The sequence below is a fragment of the Nocardia sp. BMG51109 genome (assembly GCF_000526215.1).
GTDB lineage: Bacteria > Actinomycetota > Actinomycetes > Mycobacteriales > Mycobacteriaceae > Nocardia.
In genome coordinates this window covers 8,093,772-8,110,759 of record NZ_JAFQ01000004.1, presented here as the reverse complement: position 1 = coordinate 8,110,759, position 16,988 = coordinate 8,093,772, and the positions used below count along the sequence as shown (strand labels likewise).

14 protein-coding genes are annotated in these 16,988 nt (G+C 68.5%); all 14 read left to right on the top strand.

Annotated features, from left to right (window positions below; translation table 11 throughout):
• Window positions 1-7: 7 nt before the first annotated feature.
• The 14 genes from D892_RS0138250 to D892_RS0138180 all read left to right on the top strand — a co-directional run bounded on the left by D892_RS0138250 (window position 8) and on the right by D892_RS0138180 (window position 16,988).
• Window positions 8-703: a PIG-L deacetylase family protein gene (locus tag D892_RS0138250; protein ID WP_024806311.1), complete on the top strand. Its 696-nt coding sequence runs from the start codon at window positions 8-10 to the stop codon at window positions 701-703.
• Window positions 700-1,707 carry an NAD(P)-dependent oxidoreductase gene (locus D892_RS0138245; RefSeq protein ID WP_024806310.1) on the top strand — a complete coding sequence of 336 codons (1,008 nt, stop codon included), beginning with the start codon at window positions 700-702 and terminating at the stop codon, window positions 1,705-1,707. Before D892_RS0138250 ends, D892_RS0138245 begins: the two co-directional genes overlap by 4 nt.
• A gap of 7 nt (window positions 1,708-1,714) precedes the next feature.
• Entirely contained in the window at window positions 1,715-3,007 is a 1,293-nt protein-coding gene (locus D892_RS0138240) for a nucleotide sugar dehydrogenase (RefSeq protein ID WP_198037095.1), read from the top strand.
• Window positions 3,004-4,275: a glycosyltransferase gene (locus D892_RS0138235; RefSeq protein WP_024806308.1), complete on the top strand. Its 1,272-nt coding sequence runs from the start codon at window positions 3,004-3,006 to the stop codon at window positions 4,273-4,275. The genes D892_RS0138240 and D892_RS0138235 overlap by 4 nt, the downstream gene beginning before the upstream one ends.
• A complete protein-coding gene (locus D892_RS0138230) occupies window positions 4,235-4,906 on the top strand; it encodes a PIG-L deacetylase family protein (protein ID WP_024806307.1) in 672 nt (223 codons plus the stop codon). Before D892_RS0138235 ends, D892_RS0138230 begins: the two co-directional genes overlap by 41 nt.
• Window positions 4,907-4,914: 8 nt before the next feature.
• Window positions 4,915-5,904 carry a Gfo/Idh/MocA family protein gene (locus D892_RS44330; RefSeq protein ID WP_198037094.1) on the top strand — a complete coding sequence of 330 codons (990 nt, stop codon included), beginning with the start codon at window positions 4,915-4,917 and terminating at the stop codon, window positions 5,902-5,904.
• A gap of 22 nt (window positions 5,905-5,926) precedes the next feature.
• Window positions 5,927-6,811 carry an aminoacyl--tRNA ligase-related protein gene (locus D892_RS0138220; RefSeq protein ID WP_024806305.1) on the top strand — a complete coding sequence of 295 codons (885 nt, stop codon included), beginning with the start codon at window positions 5,927-5,929 and terminating at the stop codon, window positions 6,809-6,811.
• 18 nt (window positions 6,812-6,829) lie between these two features.
• Window positions 6,830-7,738, top strand: coding sequence for a transglutaminase domain-containing protein (locus tag D892_RS0138215; protein ID WP_024806304.1), 909 nt, complete (start codon window positions 6,830-6,832; stop codon window positions 7,736-7,738).
• Between the two features lie 328 nt (window positions 7,739-8,066).
• Window positions 8,067-9,233 (top strand): hypothetical protein, encoded by a 1,167-nt coding sequence (locus D892_RS0138205; RefSeq protein WP_198037093.1) that lies wholly within the window; start codon window positions 8,067-8,069, stop codon window positions 9,231-9,233.
• Entirely contained in the window at window positions 9,230-11,629 is a 2,400-nt protein-coding gene (locus tag D892_RS0138200; protein WP_084161399.1) for an ATP-binding cassette domain-containing protein, read from the top strand. Before D892_RS0138205 ends, D892_RS0138200 begins: the two co-directional genes overlap by 4 nt.
• Window positions 11,626-12,684 (top strand): LLM class flavin-dependent oxidoreductase, encoded by a 1,059-nt coding sequence (locus D892_RS0138195; protein ID WP_024806301.1) that lies wholly within the window; start codon window positions 11,626-11,628, stop codon window positions 12,682-12,684. The genes D892_RS0138200 and D892_RS0138195 overlap by 4 nt, the downstream gene beginning before the upstream one ends.
• Window positions 12,684-14,471, top strand: a complete 1,788-nt coding sequence (locus tag D892_RS0138190) for an ABC transporter ATP-binding protein (RefSeq protein ID WP_024806300.1) — start codon at window positions 12,684-12,686, stop codon at window positions 14,469-14,471. The genes D892_RS0138195 and D892_RS0138190 overlap by 1 nt, the downstream gene beginning before the upstream one ends.
• On the top strand, window positions 14,455-16,302 hold the full coding sequence (locus D892_RS0138185) for an ABC transporter ATP-binding protein (protein WP_024806299.1): 1,848 nt from the start codon (window positions 14,455-14,457) through the stop codon (window positions 16,300-16,302). The genes D892_RS0138190 and D892_RS0138185 overlap by 17 nt, the downstream gene beginning before the upstream one ends.
• Window positions 16,299-16,988, top strand: coding sequence for a pentapeptide repeat-containing protein (locus tag D892_RS0138180; RefSeq protein ID WP_024806298.1), 690 nt, complete (start codon window positions 16,299-16,301; stop codon window positions 16,986-16,988). The genes D892_RS0138185 and D892_RS0138180 overlap by 4 nt, the downstream gene beginning before the upstream one ends.

Here is a 16,988-nt window from a genome sequence, read left to right as displayed (position 1 = left end):
ACCGTCTGTGACGAGAGTTGTCGTAGTCGCTCCGCATACCGACGACGAGTGCCTCGGTGCGGGCGGGACAATCGCGTTGTTCGCCCGCGCGGGCGCGGCGGTCACCGTCGTCACGGTCTGCTCCGAACTGGAGCCCCAGTTCGCGGCGGGGGATCGACTCATGATCCAGCGCGAGGCACAGCACGCCCACCAGGTCCTGGGGGTGCACGAATCGATCTTCTTCGACTACCCCACCACGGCGGTGAACCAGGTTCCGGTCGCGGAGCTGAACGGTCGCATGCAGCGAGTGATGGACGAGATACGGCCGGAGGTCGTCTTGCTTCCCTTTCCGGACCGCCATATCGATCACCGGGTCGTGTTCGAATCGGCGGTCGTGGCGACGCGCCCCTACCGCAACGGCCGGGAAATCCGCCTGACCGCGATGTACGAGACGATTTCGGAAACCTACTGGAACGTGCCCGGGGCGGAGCCGGGATTCACTCCGCACTGGACCGTCGATATCACCGAGTCCATGCACACCAAGCTGGACGCGTTCGGCGAGATGCCCTCCAGGAATACCGAGTTACCGGGTCCGCGCACGCCCGAGGCACTGAGCGGGTTGGCGCGGTTCCGCGGTAGTCAGGCCGGTTGCGCATACGGCGAGACATTTCAATTCGTCAGAACCTCGATCGGCCCGGCCGAACTCGCGCGGGTGCTGACATGACCGTGACGGATTCGGGTTCCCGGACAACGGCATTGGTCACGGGCGCGGCGGGCTTCATCGGTTCGCACCTGGTCGAGTACCTGCTCGCCGCCGGGTGGCGGGTGCGGGGACTCGACGATTTCTCGTCGGGAACCGTGGAGAACCTGCGCGGGCCGCTGCTGTCGCGGGACTTCGCGTTCACGGAGGGCTCGGTGCTCGACGAACGTCTCGTCCGGTCGGCGGCGGCCGGGGCCACGCACGTTTTCCATCTGGCCGGCCGGGTCGGCGCGCTGTATGTCGAACAGCATCCGGAACGGACGATTCGCGAAGTGGTGCAGGCGACCCGGACGATGCTCGCGGTGGTCGACGAGATCCGCGCGCCGCTGTTCTTCGCCTCGACGAGCGAGATCTATGGGGATTCGGGCGTCCAGCCGCTCGCCGAGGAGGCCGACATCATCATCGCGCCGCCCACCAACCCGCGATCGTCCTACGCGTTCGGTAAGGGAACCGGCGAGCTGCTCGTCAACGACTACGCGCGCCGGACCGGGGCACCCGTGGTGATCGGCAGGCTGTTCAACACCATCGGGGTGCGCCAGTCCGGCCGGTACGGGTCGGTGGTACCGCGATTCGTCGGGTGGGCCCAGCGGGACCGGCCGATCGTCGTGTACGGGGACGGACGGCAGACGCGCAGCTTCACCTTCGTCGGCGACGCGGTACGAGCGATCGCCGCCGGTCTCACGACGTCGTCGGCGTACGGGCACACCATCAACATCGGCAGCGACCAGGAGACCTCGATCGGCGACCTGGCCCGGCTGGTGATCCGGCTGACCGGATCGTCGTCGACGGTTCGCCACGAGTCCTACGACCGTGTCCACGGCCGCGGGACCAGGGATATCGCCCGCCGGGTCCCGGACACCACCCGATTGCGGCAGCTGGTCGGCTGCCGGTGCGCCACACCGCTGGCGACGGCGATCGGAACCATCATCGAATCCCCGTCGAGGGTCGTAGCCGGAGAGTCGGACTGATATGGCCGTGCCATCCACCGAAGTCATCACAGTGAACGTCGTCGGGGTGGGCTACGTCGGCGCGGAGATATGCCTGGCGGCGATGTCGGCCGGCCACCGGGTGGCGGCGATCGACAACGACGTGCGGCGGATCGCCGATCTGCGCGCGCCGCGCGATGACCTCCGCGCGCGGCGACACCCCGACGAGTGGGCGGATATCCGCCGCGCCATCGCGGACGGCGCGGTCGAGCTCTACGACAGCATCGAGGCGGCCCCCACCGCCGAGCTGTGGATCGTCGCGGTCCCGACCCCGCTGGACGCCGACGGCCGGCCGGACACGTCCGATATCGACAAGGCCGCACGGGCGATCGCCGCGGTGGTCACCCGGAACGCGGTCGTCGTCCTGGAGAGCACGTCCTATCCCGGAACCACGGAGAACATCTTCCTGCCGCCCTTCCTCGAGGCCGGCTGGACGCCCGGTATCGACCTGTTCGTCGGATTCTCTCCGGAACGCATCGATCCGGGCCGCCGCGACTGGACGATGAAAACCACTCCCAAGCTGGTGTCCGGGTGCACCGACGAATGCCTGAAGGCGGTCACGGAGTTCTACCGCACGATCGTGGACACGGTGTGGCCGATGTCGAGCACCGGCGCCGCCGAGATGGCCAAGGTGTACGAGAACAGCTGGCGGCTGATCAATATCGCGTTCGCGAACGAGAACGAGACCCTGTGTGTCTCACTAGGTCTCGATCCCTGGGAGGTCAGCGCGGCCTGCCGGACCAAACCGTTCGGCTACCACGGTCTCGACCCCGGTCCGGGAGCCGGCGGGCACTGCATCCCCGTGGACGCGACCTATCTGGCACACCTCGCGAGCTCCCGCCACCTGGAGACTCCCGTTCTGGATTCGGCGATCGCCGCCAACAACGCCCGGCCGTCGGTCATCGCCCGCCGCATCCGGCAGCGGCTCGCCGGTGCGGCGACGGACGGGCCCGCCCGCGTGCTGTTGATCGGCGTCGCCTACAAGGCGAACGTCGGCGACACCCGGGAGTCCCCGGCCCTCGCCATCCTGCGCACGCTGACCGAATCCGGAATCGACGTGGACTACCACGATCCCCACGTACCGGTCGTGCGGACCGCCTCCGGCCCGCTCCGGTCGGTCCCGCTCACCGCCGCGACGGCCGCGGCCTACGACTGCGTCGCGGTGGTCACCGCGCACGACGCGGTGGACTGGGCGGCGCTGCGGAACTGCCCCGCGCCGATCGTCGACACCCGCAACGTCGCCACCGCGATCGGAGCCACCGTGATCGGCGCCGCCGGATGAATATCGTCGTGCTCGGCCAGGGGACCAGGGGTGACCTGTACCCGCTGCTGGGCATGGCGCGCGCCCTTCTCGCGCGGCGGCACCGGGTGACCGTGCTGGAGTACGACGAGTACGCATCGGATGTCGAAGACGCCGGACTCCCGTTCCTGCCGGTGGGCACCGGAAGCCAGTGCGCGCACGTCTTCGAGAACGTACCCGCCGGGCCGGCGACGCCGAGCACCGAATGGACGACCGATCGGCTCTATTTCGAGGCGTCGCTGCGCAGTGCCCGGCCGTTCGCCACCGCGCTGGCGGGGTTGCGGCCGCGGCCGGATGCCATCGTGTCCCCGGCCCTGCACATCGGCGCGGCCCTGGGCGGTGAACTGATCGGCGCCCCGGTGACGGCGACCTTCCTCGGCATGTCGATGCCCTCCGCGTTCGACACCCGGACCGCGAGCGGCATGCGCGCACGGTCGGAGGAACGACGGGTCAGGATCGTCGACCGGCTCGTGCTGCCCGGAATCGCCGCCGCCCGGCGAGATCTCGGGCTGGGCGCCGAGCCGGGGGAGGCGACCTTCGCCCGGGTGGATCGGGCCGGTGGGCTGGTGCTGGCCGCGGGACCGCTGGCGACGGCGCCGACGGCGCTGCCCCGGACCTTCGAGATCGCCGGATATCCCGACTATTACGGTCCGCGGCGGTGGCAGCTCGACGAGCCGACCAAGCGGTTTCTCGTCGACAGCGGTCTCCCCGTCGTCGTCTGCTCGCTCGGCGACGGCTGGGCGAGGGCACTTCCCGAGCCGCTGCGGCGGCTGGTCGAGCACGCCGGCCGCGGGCGGTACCGCCTGCTCGTGATCGGCGGGCGCATGCCCGCGCTCGAGACGGGACCGGGCGCTCGCCTCGTGGCCCGGGCCGACCTGCGGGAAGTCCTGCAATACGCTGACGTGTCGGTCAACCACGGCGGTATGGGGACCCTGGTGGCGGCGCTGCGCGCGGCCGTGCCCTCGGTGATGACGACCCAGTGGCCGGACGGGCGACGCAACGCCGCCGCCCTCGCCGCGCACGGACTCGGTGTCGATCTGGGAAGTGCCCCGGCCCCCGAGGAACTCCTCGGTGCCGTCGACGCCGCGATCGGCGGTCACACGATGAAGGCGCGACTGCGCGCCGCACGCGCCGCGATGCGGTCCGAACGCGATCCGGCCGACGCGCTGCTGGATCGGCTGCATCGACAACGAGAGGGCAGGACGAACGATGCCGAGACAGGTGCTGGTGGTGGCGGCTCATCCCGATGACGAGATCCTCGGCATGGGAGGCACGATCGCGCGCCACGCGAAGAAGGGCGACGAGGTCACGGTGCTGTGGGTGACCGACGGGAGCAGCACGCAGTATCCCGGCCGCCCGGACATCGCCGAGCTGAAGTACCGGGAGGCCCGGTCCGCGCTGGAAACGCTGGGCGTCCACCACCGGATCGCGGGCGAGCTCCCCGATATGCGGCTCGACACCGTGGCGCATGTCGAGGTCAACCGGGTCGTCGAGCAGGCCCTGGACCGGACCGGAGCGGACACCGTCTACAGCGTGCACCCGGACCTGAACCGGGACCACCGCGCCGTGTTCGAGTCTGCCGCGGTGGCCACCCGCCCGCGGCCGGGGAGCCGGGTCCGGCGCTTCCTGACCTACGCACCGCTGTCGAGTAACGAATGGACCCCGGCGTCGGAGAACACCTTCGCCCCAACCTGGTTCGTCGATATCGGCGCCGAGATCGACGCGAAGCTGCGCGCGTTCTCCTGCTACACCACCGAGAACCGCGACTGGCCACATCCCCGGTCCGCCCGTGCCCTGCGCGCGTCGGCGGAGTCGTGGGGGTCCGTCATCGGCGTGGAGGCCGCCGAGCCCTTCCACCTGATCCGCGCAAGAGAAGGATGACGATCACCATGGGTAGCACCCGCCCCGTCACCGCGGCCCTGGTCGGATACGGCTACTGGGGCGCCCGCCTGCTCGACATCGCGAGCCGGGTGGACGGCCTCCGGATCACCCGCGTCGTCGACATCCGTTGCGGCGCAGCAGATTTCGCCGGTCCCGCGTCGATACCGTGCGGGAGCGACCTCGACGCGGCCGTGGCCGACCCGCGAATCGATGCGGTGATCGTCGCGACCACGGCCTCGGCGCACGACGGCCCGATACGGCAGGCCTTGTCGGCGGGCAAACACGTCTTCACCGAGAAGCCGTTCACGCTGACCACCCGGCACGCCACCGAACTGCTGCGGCTCGCTCGCGACCGGAACCTCATGGTGACCGTCGATCACCAGTACTGGTGGAGCCGCGAGATCGCCGCGCTGGGTGCGGCTTTGGACCGCGACGCGATCGGCGAGGTGGTCGCGGTGTCGATCGAGCGCGCGGCCGACGGGCCGGTCCGCTACGACGTGAACGCGCTGTGGGATCTGGCGATCCACGATGTCGCCGTCCTGGTGCGGCTGGGCATCCTCGGCGACGGCCCGGGCCTGCACGTCGAGGACTGCCGGGAGACGGGGAACGGGCCGGTGGCCGGGTGCGTGGCGCTGACCGCGCGGGCGCCGGCGGGGATCGAGGTACGGCTGCACGCGTGCTGGCTCAGCCGCGGCAAGCGTCGCGCGCTGGTCATCACCGGCGAGCGAGGCAGCCTCCGCCTGGAGGAGTCGGATCGCACTCTGTCGGCGTGGCTGGTCGAGGATCGGCGGCGCAGTCTGCTTTCCCGGACCGCGAAATCGGCGCCGGGGACACCCATCGAGCTCGCGCTGGGCGAGTTCGTCCGGGGCGTCCGGGGCGGGCCCGACCTGCGCCCGGCCGCCGACGCCGCGCGTGTGGTCACCGTTCTCGAAGATATGCACGGTTCGGCCGGAGCCGTCACGCAACTCGTTCGATCCGATCGCTGTTTGAAGGAATGAGCATCGGCGGAACAATAAACCGGTGCACTCGAATATTGCGGCCGGTTCCGGTCGGACCGAATTGGTCGCCACCGGAGTTCCCGGAATCGGGCTCGGCAACGGCGAGTTCGATGCGGTTGTCGCGGGCCTGCGAAATTATCTCCTGAAATGTGCGGGGCCGGAGCCGGTCCCCGTCGCCGTACCGCCGGTCATTTCGAGGCGGCTCCTGGAGCGAGGGGGTTATGTCGACGCATTTCCGAACCTGCTGGGGACGATTCACTCGTTCACCGGCGATCGGCATCGCTGGCGCGAGCTGACCCGCGTCGGCCGGTGGCACGACGATCAGGAGATCAGCGATCTCGCGGTTCTGCCCGCCACGTGTTATCACCTGTATCCGCTGTTCGAGAACGAAAAGCTGGATACGGCGGTCGAACTGACCGCGGAATCGTATTGCTACCGGCACGAGGCCCGGCAGGAACCGGGACGGTTGCGGAGCTTCCGGATGCGTGAGTTCGTGCGGATCTCGACCCCGGACGACTGCCTCGACTGGCGCGACCGATGGGTGACCCGGGCGGTCGGCCGGCTGACCTCGCTCGGGCTGGCGGTATCCGTCGAGGCCGCCGACGATCCGTTCTTCGGTGACGCCGCGCGCCTGATGCGCGCCTCGCAGCTCGAGCAGGAACTCAAGTGGGAGCTGCGGGTCGCCGTCGCCGATCGGAAAGACCAGGCCGTGGCGAGCCTGAACTATCACAAGGACCATTTCGGCACCGCGTTCACCATCCGGGTGGACGGCGCCCAGGCCCACACCGCGTGTGCGGCATTCGGCTTGGAACGCATCACCCTGGCGCTCGCCCACGCGCACGGCCCGGTCCTCGCGCAGTGGCCGGCGGAGGTGCGCAGCGCACTGTGTCTCGACAACTCTCTCTGATTCGAGGATGTACGGAGCATGTCAGATGATCTGACGAGTCGTGCGGCGGACGTATTCGAGCGACTGTGTGAAATCGAGAGTTTCTTCGACGATTTCACGGTCACGCCCGGAATCGCGAGTTCATACGGTTTCGATGAGTCCGCACTGCGCGACCTGGAGAACAAGGGCATCCGGTACGAGCGGGTGGACGGCGTGAAGGTCTACTCGAGGAAGATGCTGAGAACGCTGTCGCTGTACCTCGATATGAAGTCTCCGCACGTACTCGCGATGCGGTACTGGCTGCGTACCGCCGCCCGGTTGCACGCTTCCGGGGAGCTGCGGGTGGCCATCACGCTCCAGGCCAACATCGCCGACGAGTACGCCGCCGACCCGGAAATCATCCGCGCGTGGCGGCCCGACGGGACGGTCGGCCGCCCTATCTTCGACGGGGATTTCGTCTCGGCGGAACACGTGGTCCGGCTCGCCGGCCGCGAAGGCCGGCCGACCTCGCCCGGTCGCGCACTGCTGGACCGATACGAGGACCTGCGGTACGTCTACCTACCCGAATGCCTGGAGCAGGATATCGAGATATTCGAAGGTCTCCGGCTCGCCAATTGCAGATCGTTCGCCTACCATTTGGAACGGCTGAGTAACGCGAATGGAATCGAGTCCCGGGTATCCACCGGGCTGTTGGTTGCCATTCCGTATTGCACTCAACATTCATGGCTCGAGTTCCGATCAGGCGGTGATTGGGTCCCCGTCGAACCCTTGCTGGCGGCGCTCATCGCGTCGAGAGGCGAGAACGAGCCGCGTGATCATATCGAACGCCGGTTGGTCGGCCTGTTCACCCGCTGGGGTGACGTGCACAGAAGTTTCTTTCAGCCGGCCGACTCGTTCTACGAACTCAGGGCGACCGCACGCGTCCTCACATCGCCGTCCGGCGATTGACGGCGAGCGGTCGCCCGGCGACCCACTGAAACCAGTGAAAGGAGGTGAATAATGGATTCCCAGTTCAAGAAGGTGACGATCGAAACTCTCGAGGAGAGCGAGCTCGACGCCGTTGTCGGCGGCATCGGCTTCTGCCCGCCGGAGGTGGATGCGTCGTAAGGAATAGCGGCAACGGTCCGCGCTGAAGGCTCTGGGCGCTGCGCTGCGGCGTCCAGAGTCGGCCCCGATGATAGGTATGGCAATGTATTTTCCGGTCACGTCCGGTCAGGCCGACGTTCTCCGATCTCAGGAGCGAGACGGCCGTTCCGGATTCGCGCTCGGAGCGACCTTGACGTTTTCGCCCGCCGTGCGTGCCGATCACATCGTGCACGGGGTAACGGCCGTGGTCGAAGGTCACGCCGCGCTGCGGTTGCGATTCTCCGGTTCGGCCGAGAACGGGTACGAGCAGGAAGTGCTGCCCTGCGACGCCGGGGATATCGCGATGGAACTGCTGGACGTGGCGGACGCCGACGAGGATCGCGCACGGCGCTATATCGATACGCTCCTCCGCAGGGACGCGACGGAATGGGATCCGAGCCGCCGCGGCGTGTACTACTTCAGGGTCGTCAAGATCGCGCGGGGCAGGCACTGCCTGGCGATCTCCCTGCGCTCCGCGGCCTTGGACGGATATTCCGTCAAGGCGGTGATCGCGATGCTCCGAGACGCCGTGCTGGACTTCTCCCGCGGCATCGAGCCTGCCTTCGCGCCGGATCGGTATCGCGCGGCGGTCGAGGCGACGCTGCCGACCGAACCGGAGGAGCGGGCCGCTCGTCGATACTGGAAGCGCGAATTGGGCCTTCTCCCCGAAGCATTCGGAAGCCGTGACCCGCACACCGCCGCCCCGGTCTTCCTGCGCTCCGCGACCGTCGCGGGTGACGACTACCGCAAGATCCGGGACTCCGGTGCCGGCGAAAGCTGGGGAGCCGCAACCGTCTTCCTGCGCCGCCTGCTCGAGGTATGGCGAGATCATCGGCCGGGGCCGTGCCTCATCGATACGCATTTCGGTTCCCGGCCACGAGGTTTCGGCCGGCAGATCGGAATGTTCTCGACGGTCCGGCCGCTCGTGCTCGACCTGGACGACGATGCTTGGCACCGCCGGGTCGGCGCCAAGCTGATGCGGGCAGCGGCCCATCAGAACGTGGACAGCATCGCGCTGCGCCGGCTCGAGGAGGAACGGGGAATCCGGCAGCGCCCGTTCCCGCATTTCGATTTCGTCCATGAGTTCGTCCATGAATTCGCTGATGACTTCGCCGATGAAGCAGCACCCGCCGAGCCGGACGACACCTCCGCGCTCGAATCGAGCAACCTGTCGCTCCCGCCGATGGCGTCGTTGCGGCCGGTCGGCGTGCACGTCACCGACACCGGAAACTCGTTCGTGCTCACCGCGTCCCCGAACGCCGAGAGTTTTTCGCCGGCGGACGCCGACCGCCTCGTGCAGCGGCTGGTCGCCGGATGAACCGGCGACAGCGCCTGCGCATTCCCTTCTACCCGCAGGCGGGCCACAGCGACTGCGGCCCCGCATGCCTTCGTATGGTGCTGGCCGGTCACGGCATCGACGTCCCGTTCGACCGGATCCGCACGGAGGCCGACGGGGGGAGAAACGGTACGTCGGCGTCGGTCCTGTTGCGTGTCGCACGGCGGCACGGCCTGAACGGCCGTGGCGTCCGGTGCGATGTGCGAGGGCTTCGCCTGCTGGCTCCCGGCGCCGTGCTGTTCTGGCGGTTCGACCACTACGTCGTCCTCGAGCGAGTGACGAGGTCGCATCTCGTCATCGTCGATCCCGCGATGGGCCGGCGAACGGTGGCGCTGAACCGCGTGGACGACGAATTCACCGGCATCGCACTCGAATTCGTGCCCCGCGACGCACCCGCGGGCCGCCGCGGCCGGTGGCGGCACGGCCTCCGCCGACTGGGTGTCGTCGCGGAATTCTCTCCACCCGCGAGCACGTGGCTGCCGGTCCTCGCCGTCTCCGCGATTCTGCTCGCCTACACCCTCGCATTTCCCCTGGCCCTGGGATGGCTGATCGGGCGACGCCCGTCGACCGGCTCCGTCGGCCCGTGGCTCCCGGGCGGCCTCCTGGCGGGTGCGATACTGTCGTACGCCGGGTTGCAGGCAGTTCGCTCGCGCCTGATTCTCGCGGGCCAGAGCGTCGTCGAAAAGCAGACCGCGCAGGGTGTGATGACCCGCCTGCTGCGATTGCCGATCGGATTCTTCACCACCTGGCATCCCAGTGCCTCGAGCCGGCAACTGCACGCTGCAGCGCATCTGCGGCAGGTCGTTTCCGTGACGACGGTGGGCGCGGTATTCGACGTAGCGCTCGTGCTGGGATTCGGCGCGGTGGTCGCCTTCCACGACATATGGCTGGGCCTGGTGGTCCTGGCCGCTCTGCTGATTTTCGTCGCCGGAATCGGGCTCACCTGGTCGCGTCGGAGATATCTGGCCGCACACGTCTACGGCGCCCGGGCCCGGGTGTCCGGCGAGGTGCACGAGATATTCACGGCGATGCGGTCGATCAAGGCGCTCGGCGCGGAGGACAGCGTGTACGCCGGATGGGCGGATTCGTTCGCGGGAGAAATGGCGGCCGAGGCGCGGCAGCGGCGATTCTCCGGAACGATGTCGGCCTTCCTGTCCGCGATGCAGTTCGGCGTTCCGCTGACGATACTTCTCGTCGGCCTGGTATCCGCCGCCGACGGGCGTTCGAGTCCGGCCGCCGCGGTCGCGCTGGCCACCGCGAGTACCGGCCTGTTCCTCGCGCTGTCGAACCTGTCGTCCGCGGCGACGGTGCTGCTCGACCTCGGCCCGCATCTGATCCGGATGAAGGACCTGCCGGAATACCCCGCCGATCCGGCAGGCACGGCGTCCGGCCGGTTGGCGGGGCCGCCCGCGGTCCGTCTCGAGGACGTGTCGTTCAGCTATCCGGGTGCCGTCGAGCCGGCGGTTCGCGGGGTGAGCGCACAGGTCGACGCCGGTTCCGTGCTGGCGGTCACCGGCCCCTCCGGATCCGGTAAATCGACGATCGGGATGCTGCTGTCGGGTCTGCTGGTACCGACCGGCGGGAAGATATTCATCGATGACAGGAATCTGGCCGAACTGGATTCCGCGGAGTTCCGGAAGGGCATCGGATACGTCGATCAGAACAGCGTCCTGATGTCGGGAACGATCGCCGAGAATATTCGGCTCGGTCATGCCGATGCGGCCCCGGAGGATGTGCGCGAGGCCGGTCGAACGGCGCAGATCGACGAATTCGTCCGGGCGCTGCCCATGAAATACGATACTATTCTCGGGGACGGGGGCTCAGGAATTTCCTACGGACAGCGCCAGCGGATAGCCCTGGCGCGTGCGCTGGTGAAGAAGCCGCACCTTCTGATACTCGACGAGGCTACGAACGCGATCGACGCCGACACGGAGCGGCGGATATTCGACAATATCGGGGAATCGGGAGCGACGCTGGTCGTCCTGGGGTGCGGAGCATCCTCGGCGCGCGGCGCCACATCGATTCTCGAGATCGGCTCGGAGCGTAATACGAAAGTGGACGTCATGGACGAAGAACCCGGCGAGTGGGAACGCCGATTGGAGAAGATCGTCATCATGCATCTGGAGGGCGTGGACACGGCGGCCCCTCTCGACCGCGCGGCCGATCTCTCGAAACTGGGCCTGGGTTCGCTCGAGACGGTTCGCCTGCTGGTCGATATCGAGGAGCACTTCGGTATCGAAATATCCGATCAGGATTTGACGTCGAGCGCCTTCTCTTCCTTCGCGCGGCTCAGCGCGACGATCGAACAGACCTTGGGGGCCGGGACGCGTCCGGAAGTCCGGTCGCCGCAGCCCACGCCGGGAGGGGAGAGGCAGTGAACGCCAGCCGCCCAATCGAATTCCGGGTCTTTTCGACCTGCCCCTACTGGACGCCGGACGAGAGCGACTACCTGAAGCGCATCCACCGGATCGCGAGATGGTGCGAGAACGCCGGCCATGAGGGCGCGCTCGTCTACACGGACAACTCCACCGCGGACCCGTGGCTGGTGGCGTCGGAGATGCTGCGCGCCACCGAGCGGCTGGTCCCGCTGATCGCGGTGCAGCCCGCCTACCAGCATCCGTACACCGCGGCGAAGCTGATCTCCACGTTCGCCACGCTGCACCGCAGGCGCGTCGCGCTGAACCTGGTGGCGGGCGGGTTCACGAACGACCTGGCGGCATTGGGCGACCGGACCCCGCACGACGACCGGTACCGCCGCCTCACGGAGTACGCGCAGATCGTGGCCCGGCTGCTCGCGGGGAACGAGCCGGTGACCATGGCGGGCAGGTACTACCGCGTGCAGGACCTCACGCTGGCGCCCGCGCTCCCCGCCGAGTTCCGCCCCGAGATGCTCATCTCCGGCTCCTCGGCGTCCGGTCTCGCCGCCGCGGCGGAGATCGGCGCGATTCCGGTCCGCTACCCGGAGCCGGCGGCCGATGATGGTGCCGTGCTCGATACGGCTGCAGCCGTTCCCGGAATGTCGGCCGTTCGCGTCGGCATCGTCGCACGGGAAACCTCGGACCTGGCGTGGCGCGCCGCCCGCCGGCGGTTCCCGCGTGACCGCGGCGGCCGGATCGCCCACGCCATGGCGCGCAACGCCTCGGATTCCGTGTGGCACGAACGGCTTTCGGAGCACGACGAGCATCCGGCGGGCCTCGGCAGCCCGTACTGGCTCGGTCCCTTCCGGAACTATCGCTCCTTCTGTCCCTACCTCGTCGGCGACTACGAGACGGTCGCCGCCGAGATCGTGCGGTATCTGCGGCAGGGCTGCCGGATCTTCGTCCTGGACGTTCCCGCGGACGAGGCGGAGATCATGCACACAGGAGTGGTCTTCGGCCGTGCTCGCGCGCTCGGGATCGGCGGCGGCACAGTGGCGAACGAGGTGAGTGGCTGATGGGTACCGGCCGGCGGATGCTCGGGTTGTTCGCCACCTTCTGGCGCGCGCTGCCGGGGATCACCGTCCTCTGGTGGGGCATACTCCTCGTCGGTGCGGTGCTGCCTGCGATATTCGCCGTCCTGACCGGCCACGTCATCGGCGTGATCAACGATCCGGGCGAGGGGCGGGTCGTTCCCGCGCTGATCGCGCTCGGCGGTTGTTTCCTGCTGATGCAGGTACTTCCGCATGCCGACGCGATCGTCAGCATGTCCCTCGGTGCCCGGCTCTCGAACTGGTTGAACGACAGGCTGGTGCGCGCCTGCGTGGCGCCCACCGGCCTGGCCCATCTGGAAGATTCCGAGCTGGGCGCGATTCGCGACGTCGACCGCAACACGAGCGGCCCGCCGCTCGCGCTCGCCGTCTTCTTCGTGCGCGACTCGCTGCACCGGCTGCTGGTCGGTGTCGTGTCCACGATCACGCTGGCCTGGTACAGCTGGTGGGCGGCGCTCGCGCTGAGCGTCGTCTGGGCGTCGACACACCTGCTGTTGCGGGAGAGCTCGGTGTGGAAGGACCGTGGCAGCGCCGAGGTCAATCTGGCTCAGCAGCACGCCGAATACGCCTACCAGCTGGCCATGGAGCCGCAATTCGCCAGGGAGGTACGGCTTTTCGGCCTGCACGACTGGGTCGTGGACCGCTTCGCCCGGTGGCGTCTCGAGCTGTACGACGCCCAGTATCGGGCCGTACGGTTGCGGGAACGGCCCGTTGTCGGCGCGGCCGCCCTGGTGATCGCCGGCAATGTCGCGGTCCTCGGCTTCATGGGTTATCTGTTCACGAGCGGTCAGTGGTCGCTGCCGCATCTCGTCTCCGCCGTGCAGCTGGCCGCCGGTGTGCAATGGCTCGCATTCGGCGGATTGAGCTGGGCGACAGACGATGCCGCGACCGGCGTGGCGGCGGTCGACCGGCTCGAGCCGTTACTGGGGCAGGCCGGCCGGTTGCCGTCCGGATCGCGGCGGGTGCCCGATCGGCGGGTGGAGGTGGAGCTGCGCGATGTGAGCTTCGGCTATCCGCATTCGTCGCACTCGGTCTACACCGGCCTGAATCTCCGCATCCCGGCGGGAAAGTCGCTGGCGATCGTCGGGGCGAACGGTGCGGGAAAGACGAGCCTGATCAAGTTGCTGTGCCGGTTCTACGATCCGGACGCCGGCCGGATACTCGTCGACGGCACCGATCTGCGCGATCTCGACGTGGACGACTGGCGCCGGGGAATCGCCGCGGTGTTCCAGGATTTCGCCCATTTCGAACGGAGCCTCCGAGACAATGTCGACCCCGGCGGCCGATGCGACGACGAGCGCATCCGAGCGTCGCTGCGTGATGCGGGCGCCGACGACCTCGCCGATCTGGAGGCTCCGATGGCCAAGGGCTATCCCGGCGGGACGGACCTCTCGGGCGGGCAGTGGCAACGCCTGGCCCTCGCCCGCGTGCTGTGCGGCCTGCGGTCGGGCGCGCGCCTGGTGATTCTCGACGAGCCGACGGCGAATCTGGATATCGCGGGGGAGGCGACGGTGTTCTCCCGGCTGCTCGCCGAGACCGAGGGCACCACCACAATCCTTATCTCCCACCGGTTTTCGACGGCCCGGCTGGCCGACCGGATCGCCGTCGTGGTCGACGGGACGGTCGCGGAGTCGGGGACGCACGAGGAACTGATGGCCGCCGACGGCTACTACCGGCGCAGGTTCGAACTCCAGGCGAGCCGGTTCGCCACCGAATACGACGAGGACGGCCGACTGTATGACGTACTCGACTGATCGACCGCGCGACCCGGGCTCCGAGGTTCCCCTGCCGAGCGGCCCGGTCGCGATGTGGCATCTGATGCGACTGTGCTACCGGTTCGAACGACGACTGATGATCACGTCACTGGTGATCCAGGTCCTGGCGGGTGTTCCCCGCCCGCTCACCGTGCTGTGGCTGGGGATGCTGACCGCCGGAGCCACGCAGGGGCGGTGGGCACTGGTCTATGCGGCCCTAGCGGCCATGGCGCTGTCCATGTGTTCGAGCTGGCTGCTCGGCATCGCGGGCGAGCGTGCCGGGCGCCGGTTCCGCGATCGGCTGGCGATCTCGCTGGAGACGCACGTGGCCCGGCTGTACGCCTCGATCGACACGATCGAGCACCAGGAGCGGCCGGAACACCTGAACCGGCTCGCCGTGCTGCGCAGGCAGGTCTACATGGTCGACCACCTGTACGAGTCGATCGTCATCAGCGCCATCTGGATCTTCCAGCTGATCATGATCATGTTGTTGCTCGCCACGGTCGACCCGCTGCTGCCGCTGTTGCTGGTCTTCGCGATCCCGGTGCTCGTCGCGGCGATCGTGCGGCCCGGCAGGGAGCGCCGCGTGGAAGAGACCGCGGCGGTACACAATCGGCTGGCCGACCACCTGTTCTCCCTGGCGACCAGCCCGGCGTCCGGGAAGGATGTCCGGCTGGCCGGGATCGGGGCGCGGCTGGCCGGGGACCGGGCCGCGGCCTGGGCCGAGTGGTACCGCCCGATCGGCCGCGCCCGGGCGATATCGGCCGGCTGGAACGCCGGGGCGTGGGCGGTGTTCGGATGTGGTTACGGCCTGATGCTGCTCTATGTGGTCGAGGTCGCGCAGGCGTCCGCGGCGGGCGTGGTGCTGGTGCTGTCGGCCGGAATCCAGATGTCGGACTACGTCTCCGCGGCCATCGGCGAGGTCGGATTCATCCGCGGGGTCTTCCTGGACGCGGCGCGGCGGCTGCTCTGGCTGGAGAACTATGCCCGGGCGGTCGCCGAGCCCGGTGAACTGCCCGCGCCGGAGCGGATCGGCCACGGAATCACCCTGCGGGACATCGAGTTCCGGTATCCGGGCGCGTCCGAACCGGCGCTGGTCGGCGCCGATCTCACGCTGCCCGCCGGTGCCGTGATCGCGGTGGTCGGTGACAACGGGGCGGGCAAGACGACCTTGGTCAAGCTGCTGGCGAAGTTCTACGCGCCGACCGCGGGCCGGATCGAGGTCGATGGCGTGCCGCTCGACCGGATCGATACCGAGCAGTGGCGCCGGCGGATATCGGGCGCGTTCCAGGATTTCGCGGCGTTCGAGTTCGCCGCTCGAACCACCGTCGGCATCGGCGATCTCGCAGCGATGGACGACGATGCCGCGGTCGAGCGGGCCGTCGCCCGGGGCGGCGCCGACGATGTGATCGCACACCTTCCCGACGGACTGGCCACGCAGCTCGGTCCGCAGTGGCCGGACGGGGTCGGTGTCAGTTTCGGCCAGTGGCAGAAGCTGGCGTTGGCCCGGGGCTTCATGCGGACCGGTCCGCTGCTGGTCGTCCTGGACGAACCGACGGCGGCCCTCGACGCGGATACGGAATACGCGTTGTTCGAGAGCTTCGCCCGGGCCGCCCGGTCCGCGAGCGCGGTCGGCACGATCACCGTCCTTGTCTCGCATCGCTTCTCGACGGTCCGGATGGCCGACCTGATCGTGGTCCTCGAGGATCGTCGCATCGCCGAGATGGGCGATCACGAATCGCTGATGCGCTCCGACGGCACCTATGCCCGCCTGTATCGGACCCAGCAGCGGGCCTACAGCACTACTGAACGACGGAGTGTCGAAGCATGAACGTATTCGAGGACGTGGATTTCGCGGACGGAGATCTGCAAGCGGAACTGACGGCCGGGCGGGAAACCGTGACGCTCCGGCGATGCGTCTTCGCCGGCGCCGACCTGAGCGAGCTGGACCTCGCCGGCGCCGTCATCGACCGGTGCACATTCGACGACGCCACCCTGCGGGACTGCCGCCTGGACGACACCGAAGTCATCGGCGGGAGCTTCCTGCGCGCCGATTTCACCGGCGCCGACCTCACGGGCGCGGTGTTCGAGAACGTCGACCTGTCCCAGGCGAAATTCAACGATGCGATGCTGGCGGAGGCCCGGTTCTCCGGCTGCAAGATGACCGGCGCGGATCTCACATCGCTGCGCGGCCTGGCGGTGACGCTCGGTTTCGAGAACTGCAACCTGCAACTGGCCAACCTGGCCGAGACCCACCTCCGCGGCCTGCGCATCACCGGCTCCGATCTCAGCGAGGCCGACCTCTACCGCACGGACCTGCGCGAGGCCGTGTTCGAAGACTGCAAACTGCGCCAGGTCGATATCTCCGAAACCCGGCTCTACCGCGCCGATCTCCGCGGCGCCGACCTCGCCGGAGTGGTCACCAACGCACCGCACATGCTGCGAGGTGTCATCATCTCTCCCGAGCAGGCAGCGGAGATCTGCGGGGCACTGGGGATGACCGTGATGCCGGGCTGA

What these genes read in the sequence shown, in the direction of transcription:
- D892_RS0138245 (WP_024806310.1), top strand. Translation starts at nt 700, where the DNA reads ATGACCGTGACGGATTCGGGTTCCCGGACAACGGCATTGGTCACGGGC.
- D892_RS0138235 (WP_024806308.1), top strand. Translation starts at nt 3,004, where the DNA reads ATGAATATCGTCGTGCTCGGCCAGGGGACCAGGGGTGACCTGTACCCG.
- D892_RS0138230 (WP_024806307.1), top strand. Translation starts at nt 4,235, where the DNA reads ATGCCGAGACAGGTGCTGGTGGTGGCGGCTCATCCCGATGACGAGATC.
- D892_RS44330 (WP_198037094.1), top strand. Translation starts at nt 4,915, where the DNA reads ATGGGTAGCACCCGCCCCGTCACCGCGGCCCTGGTCGGATACGGCTAC.
- D892_RS0138215 (WP_024806304.1), top strand. Translation starts at nt 6,830, where the DNA reads ATGTCAGATGATCTGACGAGTCGTGCGGCGGACGTATTCGAGCGACTG.
- D892_RS0138200 (WP_084161399.1), top strand. Translation starts at nt 9,230, where the DNA reads ATGAACCGGCGACAGCGCCTGCGCATTCCCTTCTACCCGCAGGCGGGC.
- D892_RS0138190 (WP_024806300.1), top strand. Translation starts at nt 12,684, where the DNA reads ATGGGTACCGGCCGGCGGATGCTCGGGTTGTTCGCCACCTTCTGGCGC.
- D892_RS0138185 (WP_024806299.1), top strand. Translation starts at nt 14,455, where the DNA reads ATGACGTACTCGACTGATCGACCGCGCGACCCGGGCTCCGAGGTTCCC.
- D892_RS0138180 (WP_024806298.1), top strand. Translation starts at nt 16,299, where the DNA reads ATGAACGTATTCGAGGACGTGGATTTCGCGGACGGAGATCTGCAAGCG.